At 38.6% G+C, this 24,496-nt stretch carries 22 protein-coding genes and 1 pseudogene; 5 read left to right on the top strand and 18 right to left on the bottom strand.

Annotation, left to right across the window (positions count from 1 at the left end):
• Position 1: 1 nt before the first annotated feature.
• Both C2U54_RS23315 and C2U54_RS23310 read left to right on the top strand, forming a co-directional pair.
• Entirely contained in the window at positions 2-1,456 is a 1,455-nt protein-coding gene (locus C2U54_RS23315; protein ID WP_001530776.1) for a tyrosine-type recombinase/integrase, read from the top strand.
• An 11-nt stretch (positions 1,457-1,467) separates the two neighbouring features.
• Positions 1,468-2,043 (top strand): hypothetical protein, encoded by a 576-nt coding sequence (locus C2U54_RS23310; protein WP_103180905.1) that lies wholly within the window; start codon positions 1,468-1,470, stop codon positions 2,041-2,043.
• Positions 2,044-2,132: 89 nt separating this feature from the next.
• Here C2U54_RS23310 and C2U54_RS23305 read toward each other — a convergent pair whose 3' ends face one another.
• Complete coding sequence (locus C2U54_RS23305) at positions 2,133-2,699, bottom strand: helix-turn-helix domain-containing protein (protein ID WP_016239675.1); 567 nt, start codon at positions 2,697-2,699, stop codon at positions 2,133-2,135.
• A 982-nt stretch (positions 2,700-3,681) separates the two neighbouring features.
• Here C2U54_RS23305 and C2U54_RS23300 point away from each other — a divergent pair.
• Positions 3,682-4,107, top strand: coding sequence for a hypothetical protein (locus tag C2U54_RS23300; protein ID WP_004114857.1), 426 nt, complete (start codon positions 3,682-3,684; stop codon positions 4,105-4,107).
• Between the two features lie 145 nt (positions 4,108-4,252).
• Here C2U54_RS23300 and C2U54_RS23295 read toward each other — a convergent pair whose 3' ends face one another.
• The 13 genes from C2U54_RS23295 to C2U54_RS23235 form a co-directional block, all read right to left on the bottom strand.
• A complete protein-coding gene (locus C2U54_RS23295) occupies positions 4,253-4,573 on the bottom strand; it encodes a hypothetical protein (protein WP_000860569.1) in 321 nt (106 codons plus the stop codon).
• A 26-nt stretch (positions 4,574-4,599) separates the two neighbouring features.
• Positions 4,600-4,986: a hypothetical protein gene (locus tag C2U54_RS23290; protein WP_000713577.1), complete on the bottom strand. Its 387-nt coding sequence runs from the start codon at positions 4,984-4,986 to the stop codon at positions 4,600-4,602.
• Positions 4,987-5,034: 48 nt separating this feature from the next.
• The gene (locus tag C2U54_RS23285; protein WP_004114852.1) at positions 5,035-5,307 is read right to left on the bottom strand and encodes a hypothetical protein; all 273 of its coding nucleotides are present in this window, start codon (positions 5,305-5,307) and stop codon (positions 5,035-5,037) included.
• A gap of 189 nt (positions 5,308-5,496) precedes the next feature.
• On the bottom strand, positions 5,497-6,762 hold the full coding sequence (locus tag C2U54_RS23280; RefSeq protein WP_058999176.1) for a relaxase/mobilization nuclease domain-containing protein: 1,266 nt from the start codon (positions 6,760-6,762) through the stop codon (positions 5,497-5,499).
• Positions 6,759-7,163 carry a hypothetical protein gene (locus C2U54_RS23275; protein WP_031275125.1) on the bottom strand — a complete coding sequence of 135 codons (405 nt, stop codon included), beginning with the start codon at positions 7,161-7,163 and terminating at the stop codon, positions 6,759-6,761. Before C2U54_RS23275 ends, C2U54_RS23280 begins: the two co-directional genes overlap by 4 nt.
• Before the next feature lie 177 nt (positions 7,164-7,340).
• Positions 7,341-8,285 carry an ankyrin repeat domain-containing protein gene (locus C2U54_RS23270; RefSeq protein WP_001062023.1) on the bottom strand — a complete coding sequence of 315 codons (945 nt, stop codon included), beginning with the start codon at positions 8,283-8,285 and terminating at the stop codon, positions 7,341-7,343.
• 15 nt (positions 8,286-8,300) lie between these two features.
• Positions 8,301-8,741, bottom strand: a complete 441-nt coding sequence (locus C2U54_RS28000) for a hypothetical protein (protein WP_001044498.1) — start codon at positions 8,739-8,741, stop codon at positions 8,301-8,303.
• A 355-nt stretch (positions 8,742-9,096) separates the two neighbouring features.
• Complete coding sequence (locus C2U54_RS23260; protein ID WP_021241919.1) at positions 9,097-10,083, bottom strand: ankyrin repeat domain-containing protein; 987 nt, start codon at positions 10,081-10,083, stop codon at positions 9,097-9,099.
• 430 nt (positions 10,084-10,513) lie between these two features.
• Positions 10,514-11,485 (bottom strand): Kiwa anti-phage protein KwaB-like domain-containing protein, encoded by a 972-nt coding sequence (locus C2U54_RS23255; protein WP_021241920.1) that lies wholly within the window; start codon positions 11,483-11,485, stop codon positions 10,514-10,516.
• A 10-nt stretch (positions 11,486-11,495) separates the two neighbouring features.
• Complete coding sequence (kwaA, locus tag C2U54_RS23250) at positions 11,496-12,089, bottom strand: anti-phage protein KwaA (protein ID WP_021241921.1); 594 nt, start codon at positions 12,087-12,089, stop codon at positions 11,496-11,498.
• Positions 12,090-12,140: 51 nt separating this feature from the next.
• Positions 12,141-15,380 carry a type I restriction endonuclease subunit R gene (locus C2U54_RS23245; RefSeq protein WP_103180904.1) on the bottom strand — a complete coding sequence of 1,080 codons (3,240 nt, stop codon included), beginning with the start codon at positions 15,378-15,380 and terminating at the stop codon, positions 12,141-12,143.
• 55 nt (positions 15,381-15,435) lie between these two features.
• A complete protein-coding gene (locus C2U54_RS23240; protein WP_021241923.1) occupies positions 15,436-16,560 on the bottom strand; it encodes a restriction endonuclease subunit S in 1,125 nt (374 codons plus the stop codon).
• On the bottom strand, positions 16,557-18,104 hold the full coding sequence (locus C2U54_RS23235; RefSeq protein ID WP_021241924.1) for a type I restriction-modification system subunit M: 1,548 nt from the start codon (positions 18,102-18,104) through the stop codon (positions 16,557-16,559). The genes C2U54_RS23240 and C2U54_RS23235 overlap by 4 nt, the downstream gene beginning before the upstream one ends.
• Before the next feature lie 211 nt (positions 18,105-18,315).
• On the opposite strand from C2U54_RS23235, the pseudogene C2U54_RS27815 reads away from it, so the two are divergent.
• A pseudogene (locus tag C2U54_RS27815) lies at positions 18,316-18,591 on the top strand (integrase core domain-containing protein); the annotation flags it as partial.
• 673 nt (positions 18,592-19,264) lie between these two features.
• On the top strand, positions 19,265-19,624 hold the full coding sequence (locus C2U54_RS23230) for a hypothetical protein (RefSeq protein WP_004114822.1): 360 nt from the start codon (positions 19,265-19,267) through the stop codon (positions 19,622-19,624).
• A gap of 30 nt (positions 19,625-19,654) precedes the next feature.
• Here the strand turns inward: C2U54_RS23230 and C2U54_RS23225 are convergent, their stop codons facing one another.
• The 4 genes from C2U54_RS23225 to C2U54_RS23210 all read right to left on the bottom strand — a co-directional run bounded on the left by C2U54_RS23225 (position 19,655) and on the right by C2U54_RS23210 (position 24,484).
• Positions 19,655-20,089 (bottom strand): hypothetical protein, encoded by a 435-nt coding sequence (locus C2U54_RS23225; RefSeq protein WP_004114820.1) that lies wholly within the window; start codon positions 20,087-20,089, stop codon positions 19,655-19,657.
• 898 nt (positions 20,090-20,987) lie between these two features.
• Complete coding sequence (locus C2U54_RS23220) at positions 20,988-21,470, bottom strand: Mov34/MPN/PAD-1 family protein (RefSeq protein WP_031275127.1); 483 nt, start codon at positions 21,468-21,470, stop codon at positions 20,988-20,990.
• Complete coding sequence (locus C2U54_RS23215; RefSeq protein WP_021241926.1) at positions 21,463-23,337, bottom strand: ThiF family adenylyltransferase; 1,875 nt, start codon at positions 23,335-23,337, stop codon at positions 21,463-21,465. The genes C2U54_RS23220 and C2U54_RS23215 overlap by 8 nt, the downstream gene beginning before the upstream one ends.
• The gene (locus tag C2U54_RS23210; protein ID WP_021241927.1) at positions 23,330-24,484 is read right to left on the bottom strand and encodes a hypothetical protein; all 1,155 of its coding nucleotides are present in this window, start codon (positions 24,482-24,484) and stop codon (positions 23,330-23,332) included. The genes C2U54_RS23215 and C2U54_RS23210 overlap by 8 nt, the downstream gene beginning before the upstream one ends.
• Between the last annotated feature and the right edge of the window lie 12 nt (positions 24,485-24,496).

Genomic DNA, 24,496 nt, shown 5'->3' with positions numbered 1-24,496 from the left:
TTTGAAAACAACTCTCAATCAGGCTTTTATTATCAACAAGTTAAGTATTAATGTTAAGCCTGAGCTCAGTAGCTCTGGAAAAGTCGTTTTCGAAGCCAACCCTGACCAAAAACCTTACATAGTTTTTGACGATCATCGAGATTCACCCGTTGGCTTCGGTGTGAAGGTCAGTTTGACGAAAAAAACCTATGTAATCCAGCGAAGAGTAGCCTCTTCAGATCGTAATGTCAGTGAGGGTAAGAAGCCAAGCTCTGTCTTGAAAGTAAAGGTTGGGAATGTGTCCGATTTTCCGAGTATCGATCAAGCCCGTGAGGCAGCTCGGCAGTTGGTTCAGACAATGATTGCAACAAAGAGAAATCCCAACAAGATTAAAAGGGAACTCGATCTGGCTGAATTGACCGTGAGTGAAGCTTTTGCCCAATACAGGAGTCACTTACTTGGCAGAACCAAACCTGCTAAACCAAACACTCTCAATGTGTTAGACAAAGCTGAGAATCGGTTGAAAGAATGGCAAAACCTTCGAATCAAGGATCTTACTGGTAATGAAATCCTTCGAAAGTTTGACGAGATTGCTTCAAGAGCCAGAACAGCAGCAGAACAGACTTTTAGGTGGGCCAATGTTGCTGTAAAACACGCAATCGAGATTGAAGCTGGGAATGCTCAGACCCAGCAACGACAACCTTCGTTGTCCTATAATCCTTTTTCAATTTTAAAGGTACAGAAGAAGTTCAGAACACGATCTGAGCTGGAAGATAGCTATCGTGCCAAGGGCGTACGAAATCCATTGTCCCCCAAAGATACTTTGGGACGGTTTCTAGCTGCATTACACAATAAGAGAGGTTTTAATCGTTTGGGTTGTGATTATCTGTTGCTGACCATTTTGACAGGAGCCAGGAAAGAAGAGACAGCAACACTGTGCTGGCGAGAGGCCCTGACAGAAGAGGAAGTCAGAACGACAAGCTATGTCGATCTCGAAAACCGGGTTATTCGCTTTTACGACACGAAAAATCGTAACGACCATGAGCTTCCAATCTGTGATGCTACAAAGCGAATTCTGGAAGACCGACGAGATATCGTCAACGATACCGAAATACGGGCAGATAAACGCAAATGGGTTTTTCCGGCTCGTTCATCACGAAGCAAGGTTGGACATTATTCTGACAGTAAAAGCTTGCGCGAGTATATCTGTCAGGAAGCTGGAATAATGAAGCTGGGAATGCACGATCTGCGAAGAACTTTTGGCCGTGTTGCAGAAGAACTAACTTCGTATGCAGTGGTGAAAAGATTGCTTAACCACCGTAATACCACGGACCCTACTGAAAGATATGCTGAGCCTGATAACGAGCGAGTTTTTGAGGCACTTCAACGGATTGAGCTTCATATGCTGATGACAGTACCTGAGTTGTATAATACACTTTTGGCTTCGGCGAAATATCAACCATTGCCAACAAATTAGGGGGACAGGGAATGAGTGCAATCGATACTTTAAGGGAATATGCTGAAGTATGGCGGCTATTTGGTAGTATGCCAGATGATGCAACCCTGAGTGCTGAAGTTTCGGCCCTTTACCTTGGTGTAAGTGTCAAAACATTGGCTCGTTATCGCCAGACTGGTAATGGCCCTGCTTATATCCAATACCAGGCTGAAGATAGCAAAGCAAGAAATCAACGCGTAAATTATCTGTTGGGTGATTTAAAAACCTGGCGGGATAATCATAAAGTGAACAGCACAATGGAAGCAGCACAGGTCCGTGGGTTGGCTTTTGCTTCTTTGGCTGATTTTACCAAGCCAGAGCCTTTCTGGACTATTGATAATAAAATTTATTCTCATGCCCTTACTGTATCTGACGAAGTATTCAAGGAGCTATTAAATACCTCTCGCGCAGAAGTTATTTGGATCTCTCTTGAGAAAGTGTTGTTTGAGAACTGGCATGCTTCGAGAGAGCGCCAGAAATGGAATGACGTTTTTGTTAGTGTACTAAGTGGGATGGTTAAATCATGTGTAATTGAACAAGAACGTCATATACTTAATGATATTTTATGATTAATTTCATTCCCAATATAAAATTAAATTTATATTGGGAAATAGTCATTTGCGGAAGTATAAATTGTTCAACAGCATTATTTATTATTTTAATCAAATGGAATGCCGTCTGTAGGATATCTTCTTTTGGGATTTTTAACCGGCTTTGTTTTACTCCCTGCACGATAAAAGTTAAACGAATTGGCAAAGTCTTCTGTCTCCAGTCTGGACTTTCTAAATTTATCCATCAGATCTTCATTGAAACGACGAGGGATTCCTTTAACACACAAGTTTGAATTAAGGTATACTTGGTTATCTATGGCGTCACGAATAAGTATTTTTCTCTCAAATAACTCTTTGAATGCGCGTGAGACATTTGATTTATTCAGCCCAAGATCTTTGGCTATACGTGACTGTGAAAAATCAGGGATAATATTTCCATAATCAATTACTGAGAAGAGATAAAGCACAATTCTAAACGCTGTGGGCGTCAAATCCATCCTGGCGAGTGTGGCCATATTGCCTTTGAATATCATTGAGAAATCGTCTCTGAATGACGTTTTTTTATAGCTATTTGCTTTAATCTTTATTTCTTCCAGATCTTCGGGCATAACCTCTAATGCTTCTGCAATAATGGACTTTTGTTCTTTAGTTAATACAACGCTTGTGATTGACATGATGGCTCCTTTTTTATTGTTGTGATTACATATATGGCACATTTAATTTATTTGTCAACTTGGTTGGTAGTATTATTTAATTGTATTTACTTTGAGATTTTACGGTTGTTATTTAGTGGGAGATGGTTGGTTATCAAATTTAAAACAAGGGGTGCTAAATTTCACCATCACCTGTTATGTAATTAATGATTTTTGGTTCTGAAATTAATAACGGCAGGGTTTGTTTAATTATTTGATTTTATTGGTTAATTTTCAATTGTGTTCTGCAAGATAAAAGAGTGATAAAGAAATAAGAAACCACAGTTTTGCATTAGAATGATACTCAAGGCCTTGGTGTACCTGATGAAAACACTTTTATTATTGTTTTTCTTACATTATATCATTTCTTAAGTGAAGCCTGCGCAACTGTGTGTTGCGCCATTGGGCTTCAGAACATTACTACAGTATTTTCTGTAAGTATAAATACGCTTCGCGCACGAGTTCATAGACCTGAGGTTAACTGTCATTACAAATACGCTTCGCGCAAAAAATCAGGAGGCTGAGTTGATCGGGAAAGCGAACACAGATACATGATTTGCCCATTTGCTGAGTACGGCTCACGCCGGGACCCTTCGGAAAAACCCTTTCTGCTTCAGCGAGTGAGTGCTGTGGGCACTCAGCGGCGCTGCCAGGGAAACAAAATTATGGTTTTCACCGGTTTGGTAAAAATAATTAACATTTATCGGTAGTCGGGGCGTAAGCCAGTGCGTAGCACGCTCTCAAAAATATTCCTGTGGTTTTTTTATCTGAAATATGGAAATGACTCAGATAATTGAAATATGAAATAGTAATGCAATCTGGAGGACTCAATATCTCCACAGTGAAAGCTGTTTTAAGTGAGAATAGAATAAATATTGTTTTATAAAAATATTTTTAAATTACTATTGATTTTATTTTTGAAGATGATAGTACTTAATTATAAAAACAAAAAATGGAGAAAATTATGAGTGCTATTGATGTTTTATCTCAGGAGGAAAAGTTTATACATGTTGTTGATAAATTTATAACCCATCATCACAACAGCGTTAATAACAATGTCTTTTACAAAAAACTTTATGTTCTCTTCGCCGGGTATCATCTGAAGTATTTTTATTCACGGGCGCAGTATCGCAATTCATGTTATCACGTTGATAATATTATGCAGATGTTTACAGGAGTCGTTTCAACCCTGAACACAACTCTGCTCAGGAAGCTTGCAAACAGCAATACATTGCTGCATTGCCTGAATTCACTTGTGAATTATATTTCAGGCAATCTGGACGAAGCAGAGCATATTTATGCTGATTTGCTGGCTCAGTATGAAAAGAAACGCATTGCAGGCTCTCTGGCTTATACTCCGCCAGGCTCAGTGATCAGGAAAAGACTTTGATAGCGGCAGCAGCGTGTACAAGGAATGGGATGCTGAATGGTGGAGAGAAATGGAGCTGGCGTTTCCGGCAGGTCAAAATCGAGTATTAAAAAGGCAGGAGCCACCCAGTTGGCGTCCCGCCTGTCGTGATGGCTTTAAGGTGGGTTTACTTATCAACGACCTGCCAGCCATCATCCGTTTTGACAAGGGTTACAGCAGCAGTACGCTTTTCGTTATCGACAATAGCCGTCACATTGCATTTATAACTTTTATCAGAGACTTCTACGCAGTCATGCTTTTTGACTGATTTTAATTCGCGCAGTGCGTCTTTTGGGACATCCTTGCCTGCTATAGATTTCACGAAAGCATTCGCCTGCGCAACGACCTTATTCATGGCAGTGTAAATATCCTGTTCGGAAGGTTCGCTGTTACAGCCACTCAGCAACGATGCAGCGGTAACGAGTGTGATAACGGCATAAGTTTTCATAAATAATTCCCTGGCTGTAACGTGAGTTATTGAATCAGACCTGTATTCATTCTGCTTGTATTTTCAGAGAACGACCATTTGCTGACCGTTTCTCCTTTAAATTCGATTTCCAGCGTTTTGGCCTGCGTCTGTGAGCCCCCCGTCAGCAGCCCGACAACGGGAATAAATGTGGTGGCATCAAACTGATTGTTATCCATCGAATAAGTCCATTCTTCATTTCCACTATCAAGTGTAGTCTTGGTTTCGGGCTCGCCTAATGCGGTAATTATTTCTGATTTCGTTGTTTTATTTTTGATGATTTTTGACTGCAGACTTTGTGATGTTTCGTTTTTGAGATGCTGATTGCCTGATGTCGAACAGCCAGAAATAAGTAAAGCGGAAATAAAAAACGCAGAAGTAATGAATTTTTTCATAGGTCCCTCATGTTAATTTTTTATGTTTGCTGTGGTGTGAAATTAATATCACCGTATAAAGATAACTCTGTCTGCATAGGTCTTTTTAATTATGCAGATAAGAATAATAACGCTGGCAAAAAACGTAATGACTGAGACAGGAGTACTGCCGGTCAATGAAAATACTAACCAGGCGAGAGCTAATGCCACGAATTGAAAAAGGAATGCCACACTGAGCGGACTTTCACCATAGGCCACTTTTGCATGGCAGCCTTTGCAAATCCGCACGCCGTGCGGGCTTTGTGTAAAGCAGAAGGGGCAGCTAATCGTTTTATTATCCATCATGACTCCATGGCCTGATTTAAGGTGATGTATTTTTGAACATTTTCGATGAATGACCCGCTTTAGTAAAATTGCTTGTACCGATCGATGATTGCTTTGTGATTGGTTTTAACTATTGTAATCAAATTATCGATCTATATAAACGATCAATAATTTATTGACTATCATTGCATTATAAACTAAGGATTCTTATGGTGTGAGGTGCTGGTTATTACTAACTGATTGTTCCTGAAGGGAATGACCGGCTGTGAAAGGAATGGGTTCTAATAGGTGCAGATGAAGAATCTTGCGGAAATGATGTATTGTGGCATGCAGCAGTGACAGTCCCTTGCGCCTTAGAAGTACAACAATTTGGCTGAGTAGTAAAAGCCACGCCTTCAGGCGACGCTGGCGGGGTATCTGACGGGTTGTATTGTGCAGCTTGCTCCTGAGCTGAATGATACCCACTGTCTCCTGTTGTCTTTCCAGACGAATTTTTTCTTCAAGCTGATGGATTTTCTCCAGAATCGTTTCCCGGTTTGCAGCCTGTTCTTCAGACTCGCATGATGGCATTGGCATTGGCATTGGCATTGGCATTGGCATTGGCATTGGCATTGGCATTGGCATTGGCACTGTTAATGGCACAGGTGCAGGTACTGTTGGCTTTTGTGCTTGTTTCAGTAAAGTCAGATGTTCCGGTACGAAATCAATCAATGTTTGCAGGGAAGACCAGCCATATTTTTTACCCAATTGAGAGGCTTTAAAGGCAATACCTTGGTACTGAAATGAAAAGCCGTTCATTTTTCCCGTTGAGGCGATATTGGGTTTGCAGCTGACGTCTACCTTTTCCAGCATAGCGATAAAAGTCAGCAAATCAGGGCGGCCGGTTAACGCATTATCAATCAGGCTCTGCAGAGTGGACCTGGGGCAGGGAGTTGTCGTTCTTTCAGCCATCATCAGCTCGTTGCGGGAAGGCTTTCTTTTCTCCTGACTATGACTACTGATTGCAGATGTGGTTTGAGTGAGTTTGTGGACTTTCTCCAGCTCGCTGATAATCCGGGTACTGATAAGATTTTCATTTTTCCCAAGGTACAGCTTCCCACCGACCATGTTAATTCTGTTAGCTATTATATGGATATGCTGCCCGTCCGAATCATCGTGCATGATATAGCAGCGAAGATGGGTTTCAGTGAATCCCATCCGGGTCATATAATCGTCAGCGAATGCCGCCCATTGTCTGACTGACAGTGTTTCTCCCTTTGGCAGGCGAAGCGAATTATGCCAGACAGGTTTGGCGACACCGGGGCGCAGTAGTCTTGTGCCTTCAAATTCACTGATAAGTTCAGCAGCAGTGCTTCCCGTCATGTTGCCACCGATAATATAAGGCGTGATTTTGTGGTGAGATCCTGACTTAAGGCTATAGAGAACCACACCTGCAAACTGTTTACCCCGCTTTATTTTCTGCATGCCTTTCACTGGTCTTGCTCCAGAAAGGTTGATGGAATAAGGTGATCCCTGAGAGTTTTGATTTGTCTGCGCAGGGCGAAGAGTTCTGTACGGGTCAGTTCGCTGTCAGGGCTTTTGCTGTCGAGATGATTCAGCAGGCGGTTTAAATCCTGTGAAAGGTTGCCGAGTTTAATCCATGCTTCACGATTGATTTCAGGTAACACCGGTGGGAGTTTGTTGAGGGATGCCATTCTTAGCCATTCCCCTTTTTTATAAGGGCCTCTTTTACTATCGAGAATAGATAATTCTTCTTCGTTTAACCGAACGCTGACGCAGTGAGTTCGAACTTCATTAGGTGTATATTTTGCTGTATGGAATTTACCTCTTCTTGAGCTTCTTGATAGATCTTCTTTACTTTCATTTTTATGCATATCTAACCTTTTTTAAAATGTGTTCATGATCTACAGTTAGCGCATTGGTAAAATAAGTCAAGGCAGTGTCGAAATTTATAAATAAGATAGGTGGAGCAGATTGCTAATTAGGTAATCTGCTCTGGGTGAAAATAGGGTTCATATTAAATTCATTATGACAGTGAGGAGGGGTGGAGGTTACAATCTACGTTTTACTGGCATTAAAGAGATTGTTTGTTTCATAATTTCGCTAAGTTTCTTTCTCTCATGTTCTGCTATATATTTACAAATCTCATCATGTCGAATATGCTGTTCCAGTTGTTTTTTATCTATTTTGATGTCATTGCGGATAAACCATTTAATGGTTTCAATGTCCCCGCGTAAATCATAACCTCGCAGTACAATATGGCGAAAATGTGTGTTGCTGATATCTGTCTTCTTCTTTAGTTCACTGAAGAAAGAGCTCATTTCATTTTCATTGGCACTTAGATAAACCTGGCAGTTATCAGAGATAGTAAAGTTAAGGTTTTTCTTCTGAAGCAAATCCATTATCTGCAGACTTTCGCTGTTGAGGTAGTTGAAAATTACTGGACTGCTATCCTTCATACTAATATGACGAATGAGCATTTTGGCTTTGAAATCGCCTAATGAATAGCAAATTTCAAAAATACCGTGACCCTGGTTATCTCTGTGGTTTATATCGCAACCGGCCTGAACCATCAAATCAAAGATAGAGTGATTTTTTACGTAAAAAAGTATTGTTCTTCCGCATTTATCCACATTGTTGACATTAATTCCAGCATTGATCAGGGTTTTGCAACAGGATATATTATCAGCTAACGAGCATAAACAGGTTTGGCCGAGACCATTTTTGTGGTGTATATCTACGCCGGAATCAATCAATTTTTTCAGTATGTGAGGATTTCGCTGGTTAAACAAAACATTGTGACCATAGTTGTCAGCATGGTTAAAATCTATTCCTGCTTTAACCAGAGTGTCAATCATTCTTGGGTTTTTACAGTAAAACAGTATATTTCTTCCAAACGAATCCAGTGTATTAATATCGGAGCCTGCATTAATGCAAGCCTGAATGTCTTTTGGAGTTTTACAAGAGAGTAATGCATTTATTGCGTTGTTATTCATAATTTTTCTCCTCTGTTAAGCGACTAATCTGATATAGTTGTCATGGTTGGTTTTATATTCCTTTATTTTTTTAATGTCTTCGTAAATTCGAGCGAGTGAAAACCATGAGATCTCTTTCAACATGTTTTTGTTGCTTACATACAAAATGTTACCACCGCGAAATGAAAAAGCATTATGGAATGTACTTTCATTCGTCGTTTTGAGAAATCGAATGAAATTTTTTATTGTCTCTTTTTTATTCATGTTATAAGAGGTGAATGTATAGATAGAGAATACGGTTAAAATATTTCTCTTCGAGACCATATGTCTTGAGAAATAATCGAAATAAAATCTTTGCTCCTGAGTGTCACTTTTGCAGAAAAAAGAAAATTGTGGATTATATAATCTATAAAGATCTGCGTTCTTTTTTGTTTTTGCGAGATAGTTAGTCAGGCTTGGATAGTTTGTTTTATTCATTTTAGTTCTCCTTTATTTAATTAACAAAGGAAATATATATTATTAAATAAACAAAATGCAAATATATTTTTATATTTATTTAATTAAATAGATATATTTTTATTATATTTCATATAAGGTGTTGTTTTTCATTGTTAATTATTTTTATCAAAAAGTGCTGTGTTTTATTTGATTGATTTGGTTTGAGAGTAGTAATTGATATTGTATGAATTGGCGATGAGGGTGTTTTTAAAAATAAATTTCTCAAAGTGCTAAGGTGCAATGTGGGGCTTTGTATTAAATTAATGATGTTAGCGTCCCTTGGCTATCTAACTAAAGGTTAAAGCCAAGGGGAGAGTGTTCAGGCAGATTCAATTCATAATCTTTTTTTTGTAATTGCTTTACAGGTAACTGGTTGAATCGTTGTTGGTAAAACCTTTTGCTCTCTCTGTGATTTTTCCTGGAGGATTTCTTCATAGAAGTAGCGTTCTTTTAGTGATTCTATATCAACTTTTATATCATGACATATTAACCATTTAATTAGCAGTCTTCCTGCATAGTGAGTCAGTAGATATGTACTGTTTATGTAAAACCAAACATGACTAATGTCTGTCAGTTTCTTTAGTTGTAAAATTAATTTTTTAACGTCGGCATTTGTTGGTGTGATAATGCACTTATCACTTATCTCAAATTCATTTTTTTGCTTTATAAGTAACGACAACAGCTCAATTGATTTAAATGTAATGTTCGTGAATACAATTTTTGAACTGTCTTTAAGATGAATATTACGGATAAGAAAACGAATGTAGTTATCGTTTTTAGATTCCCAGTGAGTATATTTACCAGCTATGCTGTGGTTTTCTGACTGCCAGTAATCGAATGCTGTCTGCCCGCTTAAATTTTTATGATTAATGTCGCAACCAGCCTCAATGAGTGCATCGTATACATATCCTTCAAATGGAATGAAAAGAAAGGAGTTGCCATAGCTATCTTTGGTATGGATATCTAGTCCAGCTTTGATAAGATATTTTACTAACCCTGGTGAAACATCAATATGTTGAATCGCAAGGGTACCTGACTTATTCCGGTGGTTAACATTAATACCATTGCTGACAAGAAGTTCCACTGTTTCAACATTTTGAGCATAGAATAATGCATTATTACCGTCATTATCCAAGTGGTGAATGTCAATGTCAGCGTCAATCATTGCCTGTATAGCTTCAGGTACATTACAGGTAAAAAGAGCTGTTTGACCTTTTTCATTACAGGTATTTATATCCACGCCAGCCTTAAGGCAACGAAGGACACCATTTTTAGACTTTACACGGAATAGGTTATTTTTATTATTTTCGCTTGATATCATTGTTTATCTCCTTTTTTGTTGTTTTCAAGATATTAATGACACCAGATTTTACGGTATTCAAATTTATTTTTGTTTTATTAGGGGGGGATCTGATTTGGTTTGTTTGAGGTTATTCTTAACTTAATGGAACATAGGGACGTTAAGGTTATCCTATGTGATGTGGGTTAACCATTTTCACAAAAATATTTATCCATATTGGAACTGATCTGTATAAAGGAGATAATTAGAGGCTCAGATATTAATACTTTAGAGAGTAATGCTATAGGATATGGAAAAGATCATGTAATATAATGGTGATTATTAATGTTCTTCTTAATTTTGGAAATTAAATGAGTAGTGTTTTTTATGAGGTTTTTTGCTGTTGATAATGCTTATTAAAATTTGAAGAGCATCCTTTAAGTTATTCGGCTTGAGGATGCTCATTTAAAATTTAAGCAGCGGAGTCTTTTTCAACAGCCAGGAAGGGCGAGTTGTCGAGGGCAGCAAAAGAAGCTTCATTATTAAGTAGTCGGATAAAATATCTTTTTTGATCTTTCGTATTAAGGTTCACTAAGCCACCTGTCAGATCAATATTTCTCTGAAAAACAGGGAATTGCTGCATTACTTGTTGTATTTGAGGTATTGATACCCCCGTTTGTACTAAGCTTCCTTTCGAGACCATAGCAAGTCTACGCATAAATGCCCTGTCTTTATACATATCCTTGAAAATATCTAGCGGTGCTGGCATACCTTGTGTGTTAACAATTCCAAGACTGATTATCAATGGCGTTGAGTTGTTTGCAAGATTATCTATCACACTCTCTAACCCATACATTCTTTCAAGTAATTTAATATTTAATGCGTAATATTTATTCTGGAAGAAGAAAAAGTCAATAGTGTCATTTATATCAATACTATCATGAGTTATTTTATCTAAGGTTCTGCCATTTAAACTAAAAAAAGATTTTTTTGTTTTCTTATGTAGTGAAACAGGGTATTTGTGTTGGTAAATTACTACACTGTTCCCATTGCCATCACAAATATGGTAAATTACGGCTTTTACCGATGTAAGGCTTTGTGTAGTGAAATCAAACTGTGTTGCATTACCATTGACTCCGAAATTTAGCACATCGTTCATCTTCGTAAATTCAATAGGGAGGTGATTGATTGCTAAATGGTCATATTCGAAAACTTGTTTGTCTCGTTCCAGTAATGTTGACACAAGTGGGATTACTGCCTTACCTCTGTTAGGTTCAATGATATTATCCATTATACTTTTGGAAAATGAAGTGGTCAGATCTACTTCGGCATTAGGTTCAAGATTAACTTTAAATATATCTACAACACCTTGAGTATCAGCAACAAAAAAAGCTTCACCAGAGATTTTCTGTGATTGTAAAATATTTTCAATGTCAGTGAACATATTGTGATCTCTATATTATTTTAGCCAAATAAGTTTCATCGTCGATTTTTATATACTTTATACTATCTGTGCTTTTTAGAACACCACGGCATATAATTGTGCATTTTTTAACACCTCTATCATGAACATTAGCTTTGTATATTCTGAATCCGAGTATTGCAAGTGATGGATTTGAATAAAACCTATTTGTTTTTACGTATATCGCGCCGATGACAAATATCATCAATCCTAAATTTAATACAGTTCGTTTACTGTCGACATCAGTAAAAACTAAGGGCATTATATAAGTGGTTAAAAATTCTAAATGCTCATGATTTTCATTGCTAATGTCTGATACAGTACATGCAACAGACCAGCCCGAACCAAAACTATTTGCAAGAATTATTAAAATAATTGCACCGATAAAGATGAAAACCAAACTAACTATGAAAACGATATTTCTCACTCTCAATGACGAGATCGGAAAAGTAAAATTTTCAGTGAAAATATAGTCCCACACATTTTTTATCAAAACCTTATCGTAGGACATAATTAATAATGATAAAAATAAAAGCCACAGTGATAGTATATATAGTACTGTTTTAAGATATGGCCTGCTATCCATTAGCTTCTCCTGTATAACTTAAAATAGTTTATATGCTAAAAATTTAGGGAATCATTTTCCTAATTCTCCAGCTAAAAGTTCAGCCTGCTTCAAAATGGTCTCTGTGGCGAGCAAGGACATATCGGGTGGATAACCATATTTTTTGAGCAGACGTTTTACCACCACGCGAATTTTTGCTCTTGCTGCTTCTTTCACTGTCCAGTCAAGACTGACATTGTTGCGGATAGCCTCCGTAAGTACGACTGCCAGTTCTCGTAGTTTTTCCTTTTCCATTAACTCGCGAGCACTGTCGTTATCTGCAACAGCAGAATAGAAGGCATATTCATAAGCGCTGAGGTTTAACTGGGTGGCAAGGCTGTCAGATTCCTGGATAGTCTTGGCAAGCTTGATTAGCTCATCAATTACCTCCGCTGCGGTCAGTACCTTGTTCTGGTAGCCATTGATTGCAGAGGTCAGCATATCAATCAGTTTTTTGCCTTGGGTGATACTTTGATTCGAGCGAACCTTGATCTCGTCAGAAAGCAGTTTTTTAAGCGTTTCCAAAGCAATATTTCTGTGTTGGTAATCCTTCATTTCCTGAAGGAATTCTTCAGAAAGAACGGAAATATCAGGCTTTTGTATCCCAGCAGCGTCAAAAATATCAACAACTTTATCGGTAACCAGAGCCTGATCGATAGTCTGTTTTACCCGAACTTCGAGACTGTCATTGTGTTCTTCTTCTGATCCGTCTGAGTTTTCAGTAAATTTATTCAGTCTGGCTTTTACTGCCTGGAAGAATGCTACTTCGGGTGCCGCTTCCATTGCTTTATCGTGCGGTGTCGCCAATGCAAATGCCTGCGATAAGGCTGCAACCGCAGCCAGGAAACGCATTTTACCTTTACCGTTATCCAGCCCTAAAATATGGTTTTCTGATTCAAGAATAATTGTCAGGCGTTGTGAGGTAGTTGCGGCAAAGTAAGCTTTGTAATCGTATCCATGCATCATGCCTTCCAGGATTTCCAGCTTTTCCTGCATGAGCGTTACGGCTTCTTCCTGAACTTCGGCTGGATCACCACGTCCTCCGGCATCGGAGTAGAACGACAAGGCTTCTTTTAAATCAGAAGCAATACCCAGATAGTCAACCACTAGACCACCGATTTTGTCCTTGTACACGCGGTTGACACGGGCAATGGCCTGCATCAGGTTGTGGCCCTTCATCGGTTTGTCGATATACAGGGTATGCATACTTGGCGCATCAAAGCCGGTCAGCCACATATCACGCACTATCACCAGTTTCAGCTTGTCGTCGTCGTCTTTCATTCGGTTAGCCAGAACCTGACGTTCTTTTTTAGTGGTATGGTGTTTAGCGATTTCTGGCCCGTCAGCAGCGGAAGAGGTCATCACGACTTTAATCACGCCGTCATTTAAATCATCGCTATGCCATTCGGGTTTAAGTGCGACGATTTCCTTATACAATTCAGCGGCAATACGACGGGACATGGTAACAATCATGCCCTTGCCATGATCGGCATTGGACTTTAAGCGTTGTTCAAAGTGCTGGACCATATCCGCTGCAATGGCTTTAATGCGTTTTGAACTGCCAATCAGCCCTTCGATTCTGGCCCATTTAGAACGTTCTTTCTGGGTAAGTGTCAGCTCATCCTCGTTAAACTCATCGTCAAACTCTTCGATAAGCTGTCGACCCTCATCACTGATGGCAATTTTCGCCAGACGACTTTCATAGAAGATACGCACGGTTGCACCGTCTTCAACGGCCTGCGAAATATCGTAGATATCAACGTAGTTACCGAAAACAGCAGGGGTATTTACGTCCGTTTTTTCTATGGGGGTTCCGGTAAAGCCCAGATAGGTCGCATTGGGTAAGGCATCACGCATATATTTGGCAAAGCCATAAACGGTGCGCTTACCTGTTACGTTGCCTTCGCTGTCTTTCACGTCAACTTCTTTGGCGCTGAAACTGTACTGTGAGCGGTGGGCTTCATCAGCGATAACGACAATATTGGTTCTGTCTGACAGCAACTCAAAGATATTACTGCCATCATCAGGTTGAAATTTTTGAATAGTGGTAAACACCACACCACCAGACGCGACGCGCAAATATTCTTTGAGTTCTTCCCGGTTATCAGCCTGTTTAGGTGTCTGACGTAGTAGCTGTGTAGCAGAAGAAAACGTACCGAATAGCTGATCATCAAGGTCGTTACGGTCAGTGATCACAACCACGGTCGGATTATCCAGCGCCAGTACAATTTTCCCGGTATAAAACACCATCGAAAGCGATTTACCGGAACCTTGGGTATGCCAGACTACGCCCGCTTTGCGGTCCCCGGTTTTTTGCGCATTAACGAGATCTTTACTGTTACGCCCCTGCTGGCGTACTGCTACTTCGGCAGAGGGGGAGTCCGCATTCACCGCCGAGGCACGGATAGTGGAAAGTACCGCCGCATTGACAGCGTAGTATTGATGATAAGCCGCCATTTTTTTAACAGTACGGATACTGATAATCCCTTTGCTGTCTTCATGTTTGCTGGCCTCAAACACGATAAAGTGGCGGATCATATCCAGCAGTGTTACAGGATTAAGCAACCCCTGTAACAGGACTTCGAGCATTGGCTGGGTACTGGTGGCTTGCGTTTTGCCGTTTGATGTTTTCCATGTCATATAACGACTGAAATCGGCAGAAACCGTCCCCGCTTTGGCTTCCAGCCCGTCAGATATCACATTAAATGTATTGTAGGTAAACAGGCTGGGGATTTGGTTCTGATAGGTTTTAATCTGGTTATAAGCACCTGCAACCGTTGCATTTTCGTCAGCGGCATTTTTAAGTTCGATAACGACTAATGGCAGACCGTTGATGAACAAAATAAGATCCGGTCTACGGGTATGGTTGCCTTCTTTGATGGTGAGCTGATTAATGACCAGAAATTCATTATTCGTGGGATCGTTAAAGTCGATCAGGCAGGCCAGCTCTCCTTGTGTATTACCATCCTTACTGACTTCGATATTAATTCCTTCGGTCAACAGGCGATGAAAAGCCAGATTGTTTGCCATCAGGTCAGGTGTGCTGATCTGCATCACCTGTTTCAGGGCTTCCTCACACTTCTGTTCGCTAAGGTGCGGGTTCAGACGTTGCAGGGCAGTACGCACTTTATCTTCAAGGATAACCTGCTGATAGCTACGTAACGGATTGATGCCACTGGGTTCAATGTCCGGGCCGTAAACATACTCATAGCCCAGACCTTGCAGGTGCTCAATCGCCATTACTTCAATATCGGATTCGGTCATCTTTGCCATGCGTATTGTCCTTATTGCTTACCCAGAGAACGGGCTGTGTATCCGCTTAATTATTTTATGCTACTGACGCGATTGCTTGTTCTGCATACTGAACCCGTACTTCACCGCTCATCAGTTTCGGTAAGAGAGTATCTCGGAGGGTTTCTAGGGTCTGTATTTTTTTGTAGTTGTTATGAATCTTGTTCCAGTAAGAGCCAACAAGTTTATGAAAGTTTTTTAATTTTTCCTCACCTGGATAGAGGAATAAAACATTGCCAATGTCTTCTGGTTTTAAAGAAGGATAGGTTGACGTAGAACCTTCTGCTATTGAGTGCAGATATTCGGTCATATCCTCAGAAGTTAAAAGATAGTAAATAAAAAATGGGCTAATTGATTTGCCAGAAATGACGCAAAAACCTGTTGAAACAACGAGATTTGACGGTGGATCAATGCAAATACCATAATGACACTGATCTGGGCGTACTGTTGATATTATTATGTCAAACTCATTGACTAATCTTTTAGCTCGACTTGGTGCCTCTGATAACAGCATGGTTTGAAGTTCAGATATTTTCCCTTTGGTTAGAGAACCTGTATCCAAGTATTGAATCTCTTTGAAATCATACTTTTTACTTATTGATGATTTATTTAGCTCAACATATTGATTGAGGCTTTTTTCAGGCCATTCATCTTGTGCTTCTTCAATAAACCACTGCCTGAACAGGGTTTCAGCCATAGATTCCAGAGTTTTATTCTGGCGATGAAGCAGATCTATTTTGTCATCAAGAGAGGACAGCACAGAGGCAATAGATTTTTGTTCATTAGGATTTAATGCTGTTTTTGTTTCAATTGAATTTAACAGCTTTTGTGTTAGCAGAGGATGACTTGAACCTTCTGCAAATTGATTTAAATCTAAGTTTTTTAATAGATAATATAAATATTTTGTATTATGTTCACCAACCGCTTTGGCTGACAGAGCATTGTCAGAAATCCAAATGGGCTTATTTTCATAATAAGTAGCACCGCAATAGGCCCCTACACGACCAATTATGATTGTTTCATGATCATAGTTAAAGTGAGATACATAGCTCATAATACCGTTGCCGCCATATACTGGAATATTTCCAGAATCTAATGGCCGGGATTTGCCATTACCAAACGACAACAATGACGCTAGATTTACGTTTGACCACTCACTCATAACATCACCTTCGCCAGATTATCAGCGATAGTTTTATTCAGGCGCGCTTCTTCTTCCAGTTGTGCTTCAAACTCCGCTTTAAGAGCAGTAAACCGTTCTTTAAAGTCGAAATCGTCTTCTTCATCAGCGAGACCGACATAACGACCCGGTGTCAGCACATAATCGAGTTTAGCCACTTCATCAATGTCTACGGAAGCACAGAAACCAGCAACGTCCTCATAGTCACCACCTTTATTACGCCAGTTATGGTAGGTATCAGCAATGGTCTTGATATCGTCGTCAGAAAGCACTTTGGTACGACGATTAATCAAATGACCAAGATTACGGGCATCAATAAACAGAATTTCTTTACTGCGATCACGATACTGGCTGCTGTTTTCACGATCACGGCGCATAAACCATAATGCGGCAGGGATCTGGGTATTCAGGAACAGTTTTGCGGGTAAGTTAACGATACAGTCAATAACATTTGCATCTTTAACCAGCGCCGCACGGATATCACCTTCACCAGAACTTTTCGAAGTCAAAGCCCCTTTTGCCAGCACAACCCCAGCCTGACCTTTTGGCGACAGGTGATACAGAAAATGTTGCATCCAGGCAAAGTTAGCGTTGCCAGCAGGAGGGATACCGTATTGCCAACGGGCATCACTCCGAAGTTGTTCACCTGACCAGTCGGAAACGTTAAACGGTGGGTTAGCAATGATAAAATCAGATTTTAAATCTTTATGGGCATCGTTCAGGAATGAGCCTTCACTGTTCCAGCGGACGTGTTCTGAGTTGATACCACGAATAGCAAGGTTCATTTTTGCCAGTCGCCAGGTCGTCTGGTTGGATTCCTGACCGTAAATCGAAATATCGTCGATATTACCCTGATGAGCTTCAACGAATTTCTCTGACTGAACAAACATACCACCAGAACCGCAACAGGGGTCAAACACACGGCCTTTGTAGGGTTCCAGCATGTTGACCAGCAGGCTTACAATAGATTTAGGCGTATAGAACTGACCGCCTTGTTTGCCTTCTGCCAGTGCAAATTCACCAAGAAAGTATTCGAATACGTGGCCTAAAACGTCAGCAGAACGCGCTTTGGCATCTCCCAAAGCAATGTTGCCAATCAAATCTATCAGTTCCCCCAGCACTGTGGCATCAAGATTCTGGCGAGCATAGACTTTCGGCAAGACTCCTTTTAGCTGTGGGTTACCCGCTTCGATAAACTCCATCGCATCATCAACCAGCTTACCGATTTCCGGTAGCTTGGCCTTAGATATCAGGTAACTCCATCGCGCCAGTTCAGGAACATAGAACACGTTATAGGCGGTATATTCGTCTTTGTCTTCCGGATCGGCTCCTGCAAATTCACCTTCTCCGGCTTTTAGCTGTTCGTAATGTGATTCAAAAGAATCTGAAATGTATTTAAGAAAAATCAAGCCCAGTACCACGTGCTTGTACTCTGCGGCATCAATGTTTTTACGTAGCTTATCAGCCGCTTTCCACAGGATGACCTCTAACGGGTCTGTTTTGATTTCTTTAGGTTTTCTAGCCATTAGCGTAACTTCATGAATAAGGAAAATCGCCCTATTTTGCCTTAAAGTTCCGGTTGTTACGAGCTTATAAAGCGATTAATTTTTTATCTGTTTTAGTGTGTTTGTTTAGCTCAGCAAGTGCAATGACTCATGGAGTAAGTGCTTTGTAGCGGGATTGTAGATGTCAGCTCATTGCCGTCAATGGAGCCACTGTCATTGGCATAATTGCTGCACAGCCGATGCCACGCGTACATTCGCCAGTTTACTGGGGTTCATCGTGTGTACTACACCAGTACACAGTCCAGAAAGTAACGGCATGGCAGAATCGTTTGTGAAGACGTTCAAGAGGGGTTACGTGTACGTAAATGATCTGCTGGCTGTATGCAGTCTCAGTGATGGAAAAAATGGCAGAATGGATAGAGGGCTATAATAATCTGCGTCCACACAAGGGGGGGGGAACATGAAATCGCCACGCGAATATTGTGATGCCATATTAGCAGTTAATTAGCCGTGTCCGTTTTAGCAGGGGTAACTCCAGTATTCAAAAAGATTTCTTAGTGCACATACATGAGGTGAATATATGCACAGGCTATGACAAACCATAACTATAATTTTCAATATTTAAAATTCTCCGTTACAGCAAGACATTCCTTGCACATTAAATTCCATCTAAGGTTGAATTTTTAATTTAATAAGGTTGTAATTAAAATGATGTGTATGGGGTTGTTTGTAAAATTATTTTTTTATTTTTGATAATGATAGTTAAGGGGGGAGGGGCTATTCAAGGATATAGATATTCAAGGTTGGTAGCGGTTTGGTTTCTTTTCTAACCGAAGGGCAGAAAAGCAAGGGGAACTCGAAGAAGCAAGCGCAGCGGCTTCGCAGAGTTAGCCCTTGCTTCATTTCGCTATAATAATAAAAAATCGCAGTGCCTGATATTTTATATAAAGATATACAGCTTAACTTGCATTTATTTTAAAGCTTCTCTTGCAGCACAGAAGATGCTATAAATTTCCGCTTCGGTTGAATAGATGACACTGTATGGTGCTTATAATTAAAAAATTATTCACTCAAGCAATTCTTTTTATAATAAATATTAGTTATTTCACAAAAATGCTTGACATTCTTTCTTAAAGTGATTAATTGTAATGTTGTATAAATTTAAAACAAGAGGTTAAATAATGACTGAATATAATACGGCCTTCAATGAAGTAGACTTGCTTATGAATGAGATGCTTGAAAAATTAAATATATCATTAAATGAAACGAATTTATATCCAACTGATGATATGTTTCGGATAATTGTGCAAGAGATTGATGTTGAAAATTTAAAAATACTATCTTTTATTTATAACGAAGGATCTCAAGAGGTTATAGACAATATGACTCCCGTAATAAAAGAATTCATGTACTGGTGGGGAGATAATTTAGATTATGGTACTATTAATATCCAATCTCTAATTGCAAAAAAAGAAGAAAAAATAATTTCTTCAATCATATTAGAAAATTCAGATAAAGCTAAAAAAATAAAAAGAATTTGATGGCTAATTGCAATCCTGACAATCATGCTCTCATGACCATTTTTTAGAGGGATGAGGGGCTGTTGCATTCACTTCATAGGAATACCTACTCATAGAGGCTGTCTGGCACGAGCGAAGCTCTTTGATCTGTTTCTTGACTGCGAAGATCTCTGTTTTAGCTAACTCACTATTGCTACTTTTTGCATCAAGATGGCTTATAAGGCGGTTCAGCTTTTGGGATATGTTAGACTGTGATTTCCAAGCTTCAACATTGATAGCAGGAACGACAGGAGGAAGCCTATCAAGAGAAGTTAAACGAAGCCATTCGCCTTTGCTTTTGTCACCTCTGTTTTTATTGAGAATAGCCAATTCTTCTTTATTAAATCGAACACTGACACAATGTATTCGCAAAGATTGAGCAGGGGGGATATGATTATTGACTGGTTTAAAATCATTTGTATAGGATAAGGTTATTGTATTACTCATAGAAACTCCTTTTCATATGTGTATTCGCTTTATGGTGAGCAATCCTTGCACACCCATAATACAGTTATAATAGAAATGCAATTTATGTCAATTAGTTAGATAAGACTTTGACTTTCTTTCTTTTTCAACCGAAGGGCGAAAAACAAGGAGACTAAACGAAGCTCCGCTTCGTTTAGTCATACCTTGCATCTATATAGATGCTATTGACATACTCATATAATGTTGTATCAATGGATTATTGTTAAAATAGATGAGGCCTGATTATGATTAATAATAAAAAAATACTATATCTGTTGGCTTTTATGTTCCTGTTATCATTCATATACACTTTTTTCGTTAATGAACTATTAGCTAACAGCAATAGTCTTGGTGAAACATTTATAATTTTACTACCTATATATTATATTATTGTATTCCCTTTTGTTTTCTTTCCTGTAAAAAAGTGTAGCAACTGAAAATATTAACTACACTTTTAAGAATTGAAATATGATTAGTTTATGAATCTACTGACGAAAGCCGAAATTATTTTTGCGAACGACAATGCTGCAATTATTACGAGAAGTGCATAGCCTAACCCGCTTTGAAGGAATATAGGAAAAAGGTCATTTTGGACACCAGGTAAAGAATCAACGCATAAACTTATCGCAGCCGAAGCTGTCGCAAATGAAAATAGCCACTCAGCTTGTACTTCGTATCTTTTATAAAATACAGAAAAACCTAATGACAAAATTGCAGGGGGAATTAAGAGTATATATTTAGATAAGCTTTCATTAGAGTGATACTTATGATTAATTATTACCCCAAGAACAACGAAGCCAGCAAAAATAAATAACAGTATTAATATGATTAACCACCGTGGATATGATTTACTTGTGCTATTCATATAATTACAACCTTTTTATTTGTTTGGTTTTTGATATGTGAATTTATATAACATCTTCCCATCTGCTGCTGATAAATAACAGTGTGAAATATTTTCTTTGTTTGGGATTATTAGCATGAGAAAAAAAGGTCTTGTATGACCTGATTTGATAAATAAGTCTTGGATACTGCGGATATCTGTTCCTGATGGGCTTGCCATTCCTTCGTTATGTGTATGCCAATCACCTAAGTAGTGGAAACCCTGCTTGAATAACGATATGATATCTTCTTTGGCTTTTTTCTCATCTAACTTGAAATAATTTCTTTTCCTCAAGTCAGTAGAGCCTGGTGTAGTTATTTTATTGATTTCAATCTCAGAATCATTGAGATTATTGGAAAATAGCATACCTCCTGATTCTTTACTAAAACAGTGGGTTTGACGATGAGAAAATAATTCATCTACTATGCTTTGGCTGATGCATATTTTGAAATCTAATTCGGCACAATGAAATTTATGCATCACTTTTTTCCCAATTAGAATTTTCAAAAATCAAAGGTATAATACAATCACCCTTTCCTGGGTTTCCGAATTGTGCAATCCATTTATCATTCCAGTTACCACCAAGTTCTAAAAGCTCTGCTTCTCTTCCTATGTAACTATATGCAAAAGATTTATTTGAAAAACGATCCATGATTAGATCTATTACAGTTCTTGCCGTTAGAGCATGTAAATTAGTCAAAGGGATAGCTCCGTATGGTTGGAACTCTCCGGCACATGCTGCTATTCTTTTACGAGTATTTTCTTTCCAGTAAGTAGCAGGATATTTTAATGCACCTATATTTTTGCCTTCTGTAATATGCCAGCTATTAAAAGCATTAGAATCCACTTGGTTGACTATTACATGCCCCGCCATTGCATGAGCTTCAACAAATGCAAAGACAATAGCACCGAGAATGTCTTCCGACTGTCTTTTAATTAACTGCTGTTCAGTATTCCAATGTGCAGTGCAGCTTACTATAATATCGGCTTCTGCAATTTTTTTGTTATACTTGGAATCTTCTGTCCAATCTTCATTAAAAGCTTCTATATAGACATTTGGAAACTCTTCCCGTAGCCTTGAGGCAAGAGCTAATGCTTTATTTTTATAAACAGAATCAAATCCTAATAGATGACGAGAGGAGTTTTCACTCTTCATTAAATCATCATCCCAAAGCATCATTTTTCTAATGCCTGATTGAAGTAACAGTCTTGATACCGAAGATCCTACTGAACCACATCCGACGATAGCTACTTTATGTTCAGAGATTTTCTTGTAAGTTTTGTTATGCTCACGACCCGTTAACCAAGAATCGTCAGAACGGTCTACTATAAGATTTTCTGTTTTAGTTTGGCCTATTCTATTTTTTAAAATCTTTCCATCAATGTAATTTCTATAACCATCTAATAAAGCTGTATTTCTGAATCGACCCCGACTAATACCTCTGGTATCAAAGCGGTCAGTGGCAAGATCACTAACTCCCTTAGGAATCTGTATTCCTATAATATTCATCCCAGAAGGCGTTGGGAATGAAACTAGAATTATGGGCTTGACATTGAACATATTAGCACAAGATCTTAAGATCAATTCAATAGTGCTTTCTGGATCTTCCTGTTGCTGATTTATGAGTTCAAAAAAATCCCTTGCAGTTTTGGGATATTGACTCGGATACCAGGCTTCATTGAAGAATATCAATGGAATTGAAACTACTTTAGAGAGTTGCTGTTGCCTTATTCGTTTATCTTTTGAATTACTTCCATCCGATTCTAATGGCAATATTTTTTGGTTTTCCAACCAGTTAATTAATTCTTTTTGTGTGTCAGAATATATTACTCCAAATTTCCGGGTCCGATAACCGAAAACCAACCTTGTGTTTTTATTTGTTAGATCACACTGGCTTATAAGTCGATCTATTTTATTACATTGATAAATCCAATAGTTCTGGAACTCATCAATAAAATCCTCATTTAAATCACCATTTATTCCTTTTCTTAGCATTAGTATAGCATCGTTTAGTAAATCGACTGCATAGGTCATATCATTATGATCGATGATATAAATGTCAGGCCAAACACATAACTTGCCATTTTTTTCCAAGTGTGGGAGTTGGCAAACATCAATTTTTGGTGAGGAAATAAACACATCTGGGATGTCAAATTGACTAAGAGTTTTGTATCTTAGTTGCAATACAATAGGTTCATTACTAAATTCTAAATCAGTTACTAATTCCCAAGCACAAACATATTTACCGTTGAATTTTGATAATTCATTCGTAGAAAGCTTCCTTGCACCATAAGGTGCAAGGATAGTGCTCAACTGATCTATCTTTTTATTAAGACAATCAGGCATAACCACCACCACCTTGTCTATTTACAGCGGCACTTGATGATTCGGCCATACCTAATGCAGATGCAGCAATTTTCTTAATACCGTTATCGGAAATTTCAATCTCTAACGGAATATTCTCTCCATTCTTTTTATGGTCTGACACACATAAAAACTGACCTTGCACATCATCTACTATTTTTTCATATTCTTCTTTGGCTCGGTATGCTGGAGGATCTTTTTCGTCATTTTCAATTGTTTTAGAGCTTGAAATTATAAATGCTTTTTCTTTTGCTCTATTAAAAACTTCCATAGCTTTCTCGGAAGTTTTAGCATCATCTCCTTTTTTGCTTAAACTATCATGAGATAGACTATGCCAAGAACAGTGATGTGGTGCTTGTAAAATGTCATAATCTAACCATGACATAGAATATTTATTGGTTAAACGATCTCTAACACCTTCCCAACAAACGACTTCTGCATCACCACCACTTAAAAAGTGTGCAGTTTTATTGTCACCTTTAATTTCAAAATTTATTATTACGCTGGAATGATTTTTACCTAATTTATCTTCCAACTCATCAAGATCTTTCTTGGGTGAAGGACCCAATAAATGAGCTTCAAAATATGAAGAATAACTTTGATTAATCCAGCGGGTTTTTTGGTCTAATTCTAATAGGATACCTGGTATGTCGTCTGTTTTCCCATCTTCGTCTTTTCCTAAGACCAGAACTTGGTTTCCAACTCCATCCAAATAATTTTTTTCTTTATAAAGATTAACTCTTCTCTTAACTTCTTTATTCAAAGCTATTGCATCATCGCATAACGGATGATTTTGTGCATGGTGTCGCCTGAATACAATTGGACTTGACCAAATCTCATTTATAAAAATTTTATCGTTCTTCTCACTCCAATCTTCTGGTTTTCCTAAATGAAAGTGGTCAGCCACCCCATCACAATGATCTGAATCAGGGTGAGTCCAAATAAAAAGATGGACAAACAAACGACCTTCGTTATTTCGAGGAAGCTTTTCTCTGAGTTGGGTGCGAACATCAGGATGTTCTTCACCATCCCTGATGCGACAATCTATTAAAATATTTTTATCATCTTCCGTTTGGATGAGGGTCATATCCCCATTCCCAACGGGAAAGAAGCATATCTTTGCAGACATATCATATCCTTT

The sequence above is a fragment of the Leclercia sp. LSNIH1 genome (assembly GCF_002902985.1).
In the GTDB taxonomy this organism is placed as follows: domain Bacteria; phylum Pseudomonadota; class Gammaproteobacteria; order Enterobacterales; family Enterobacteriaceae; genus Enterobacter.
The sequence above is the reverse complement of the archived record's forward strand: the minus strand, read 5'-3'. Positions and strand labels throughout refer to the sequence as shown.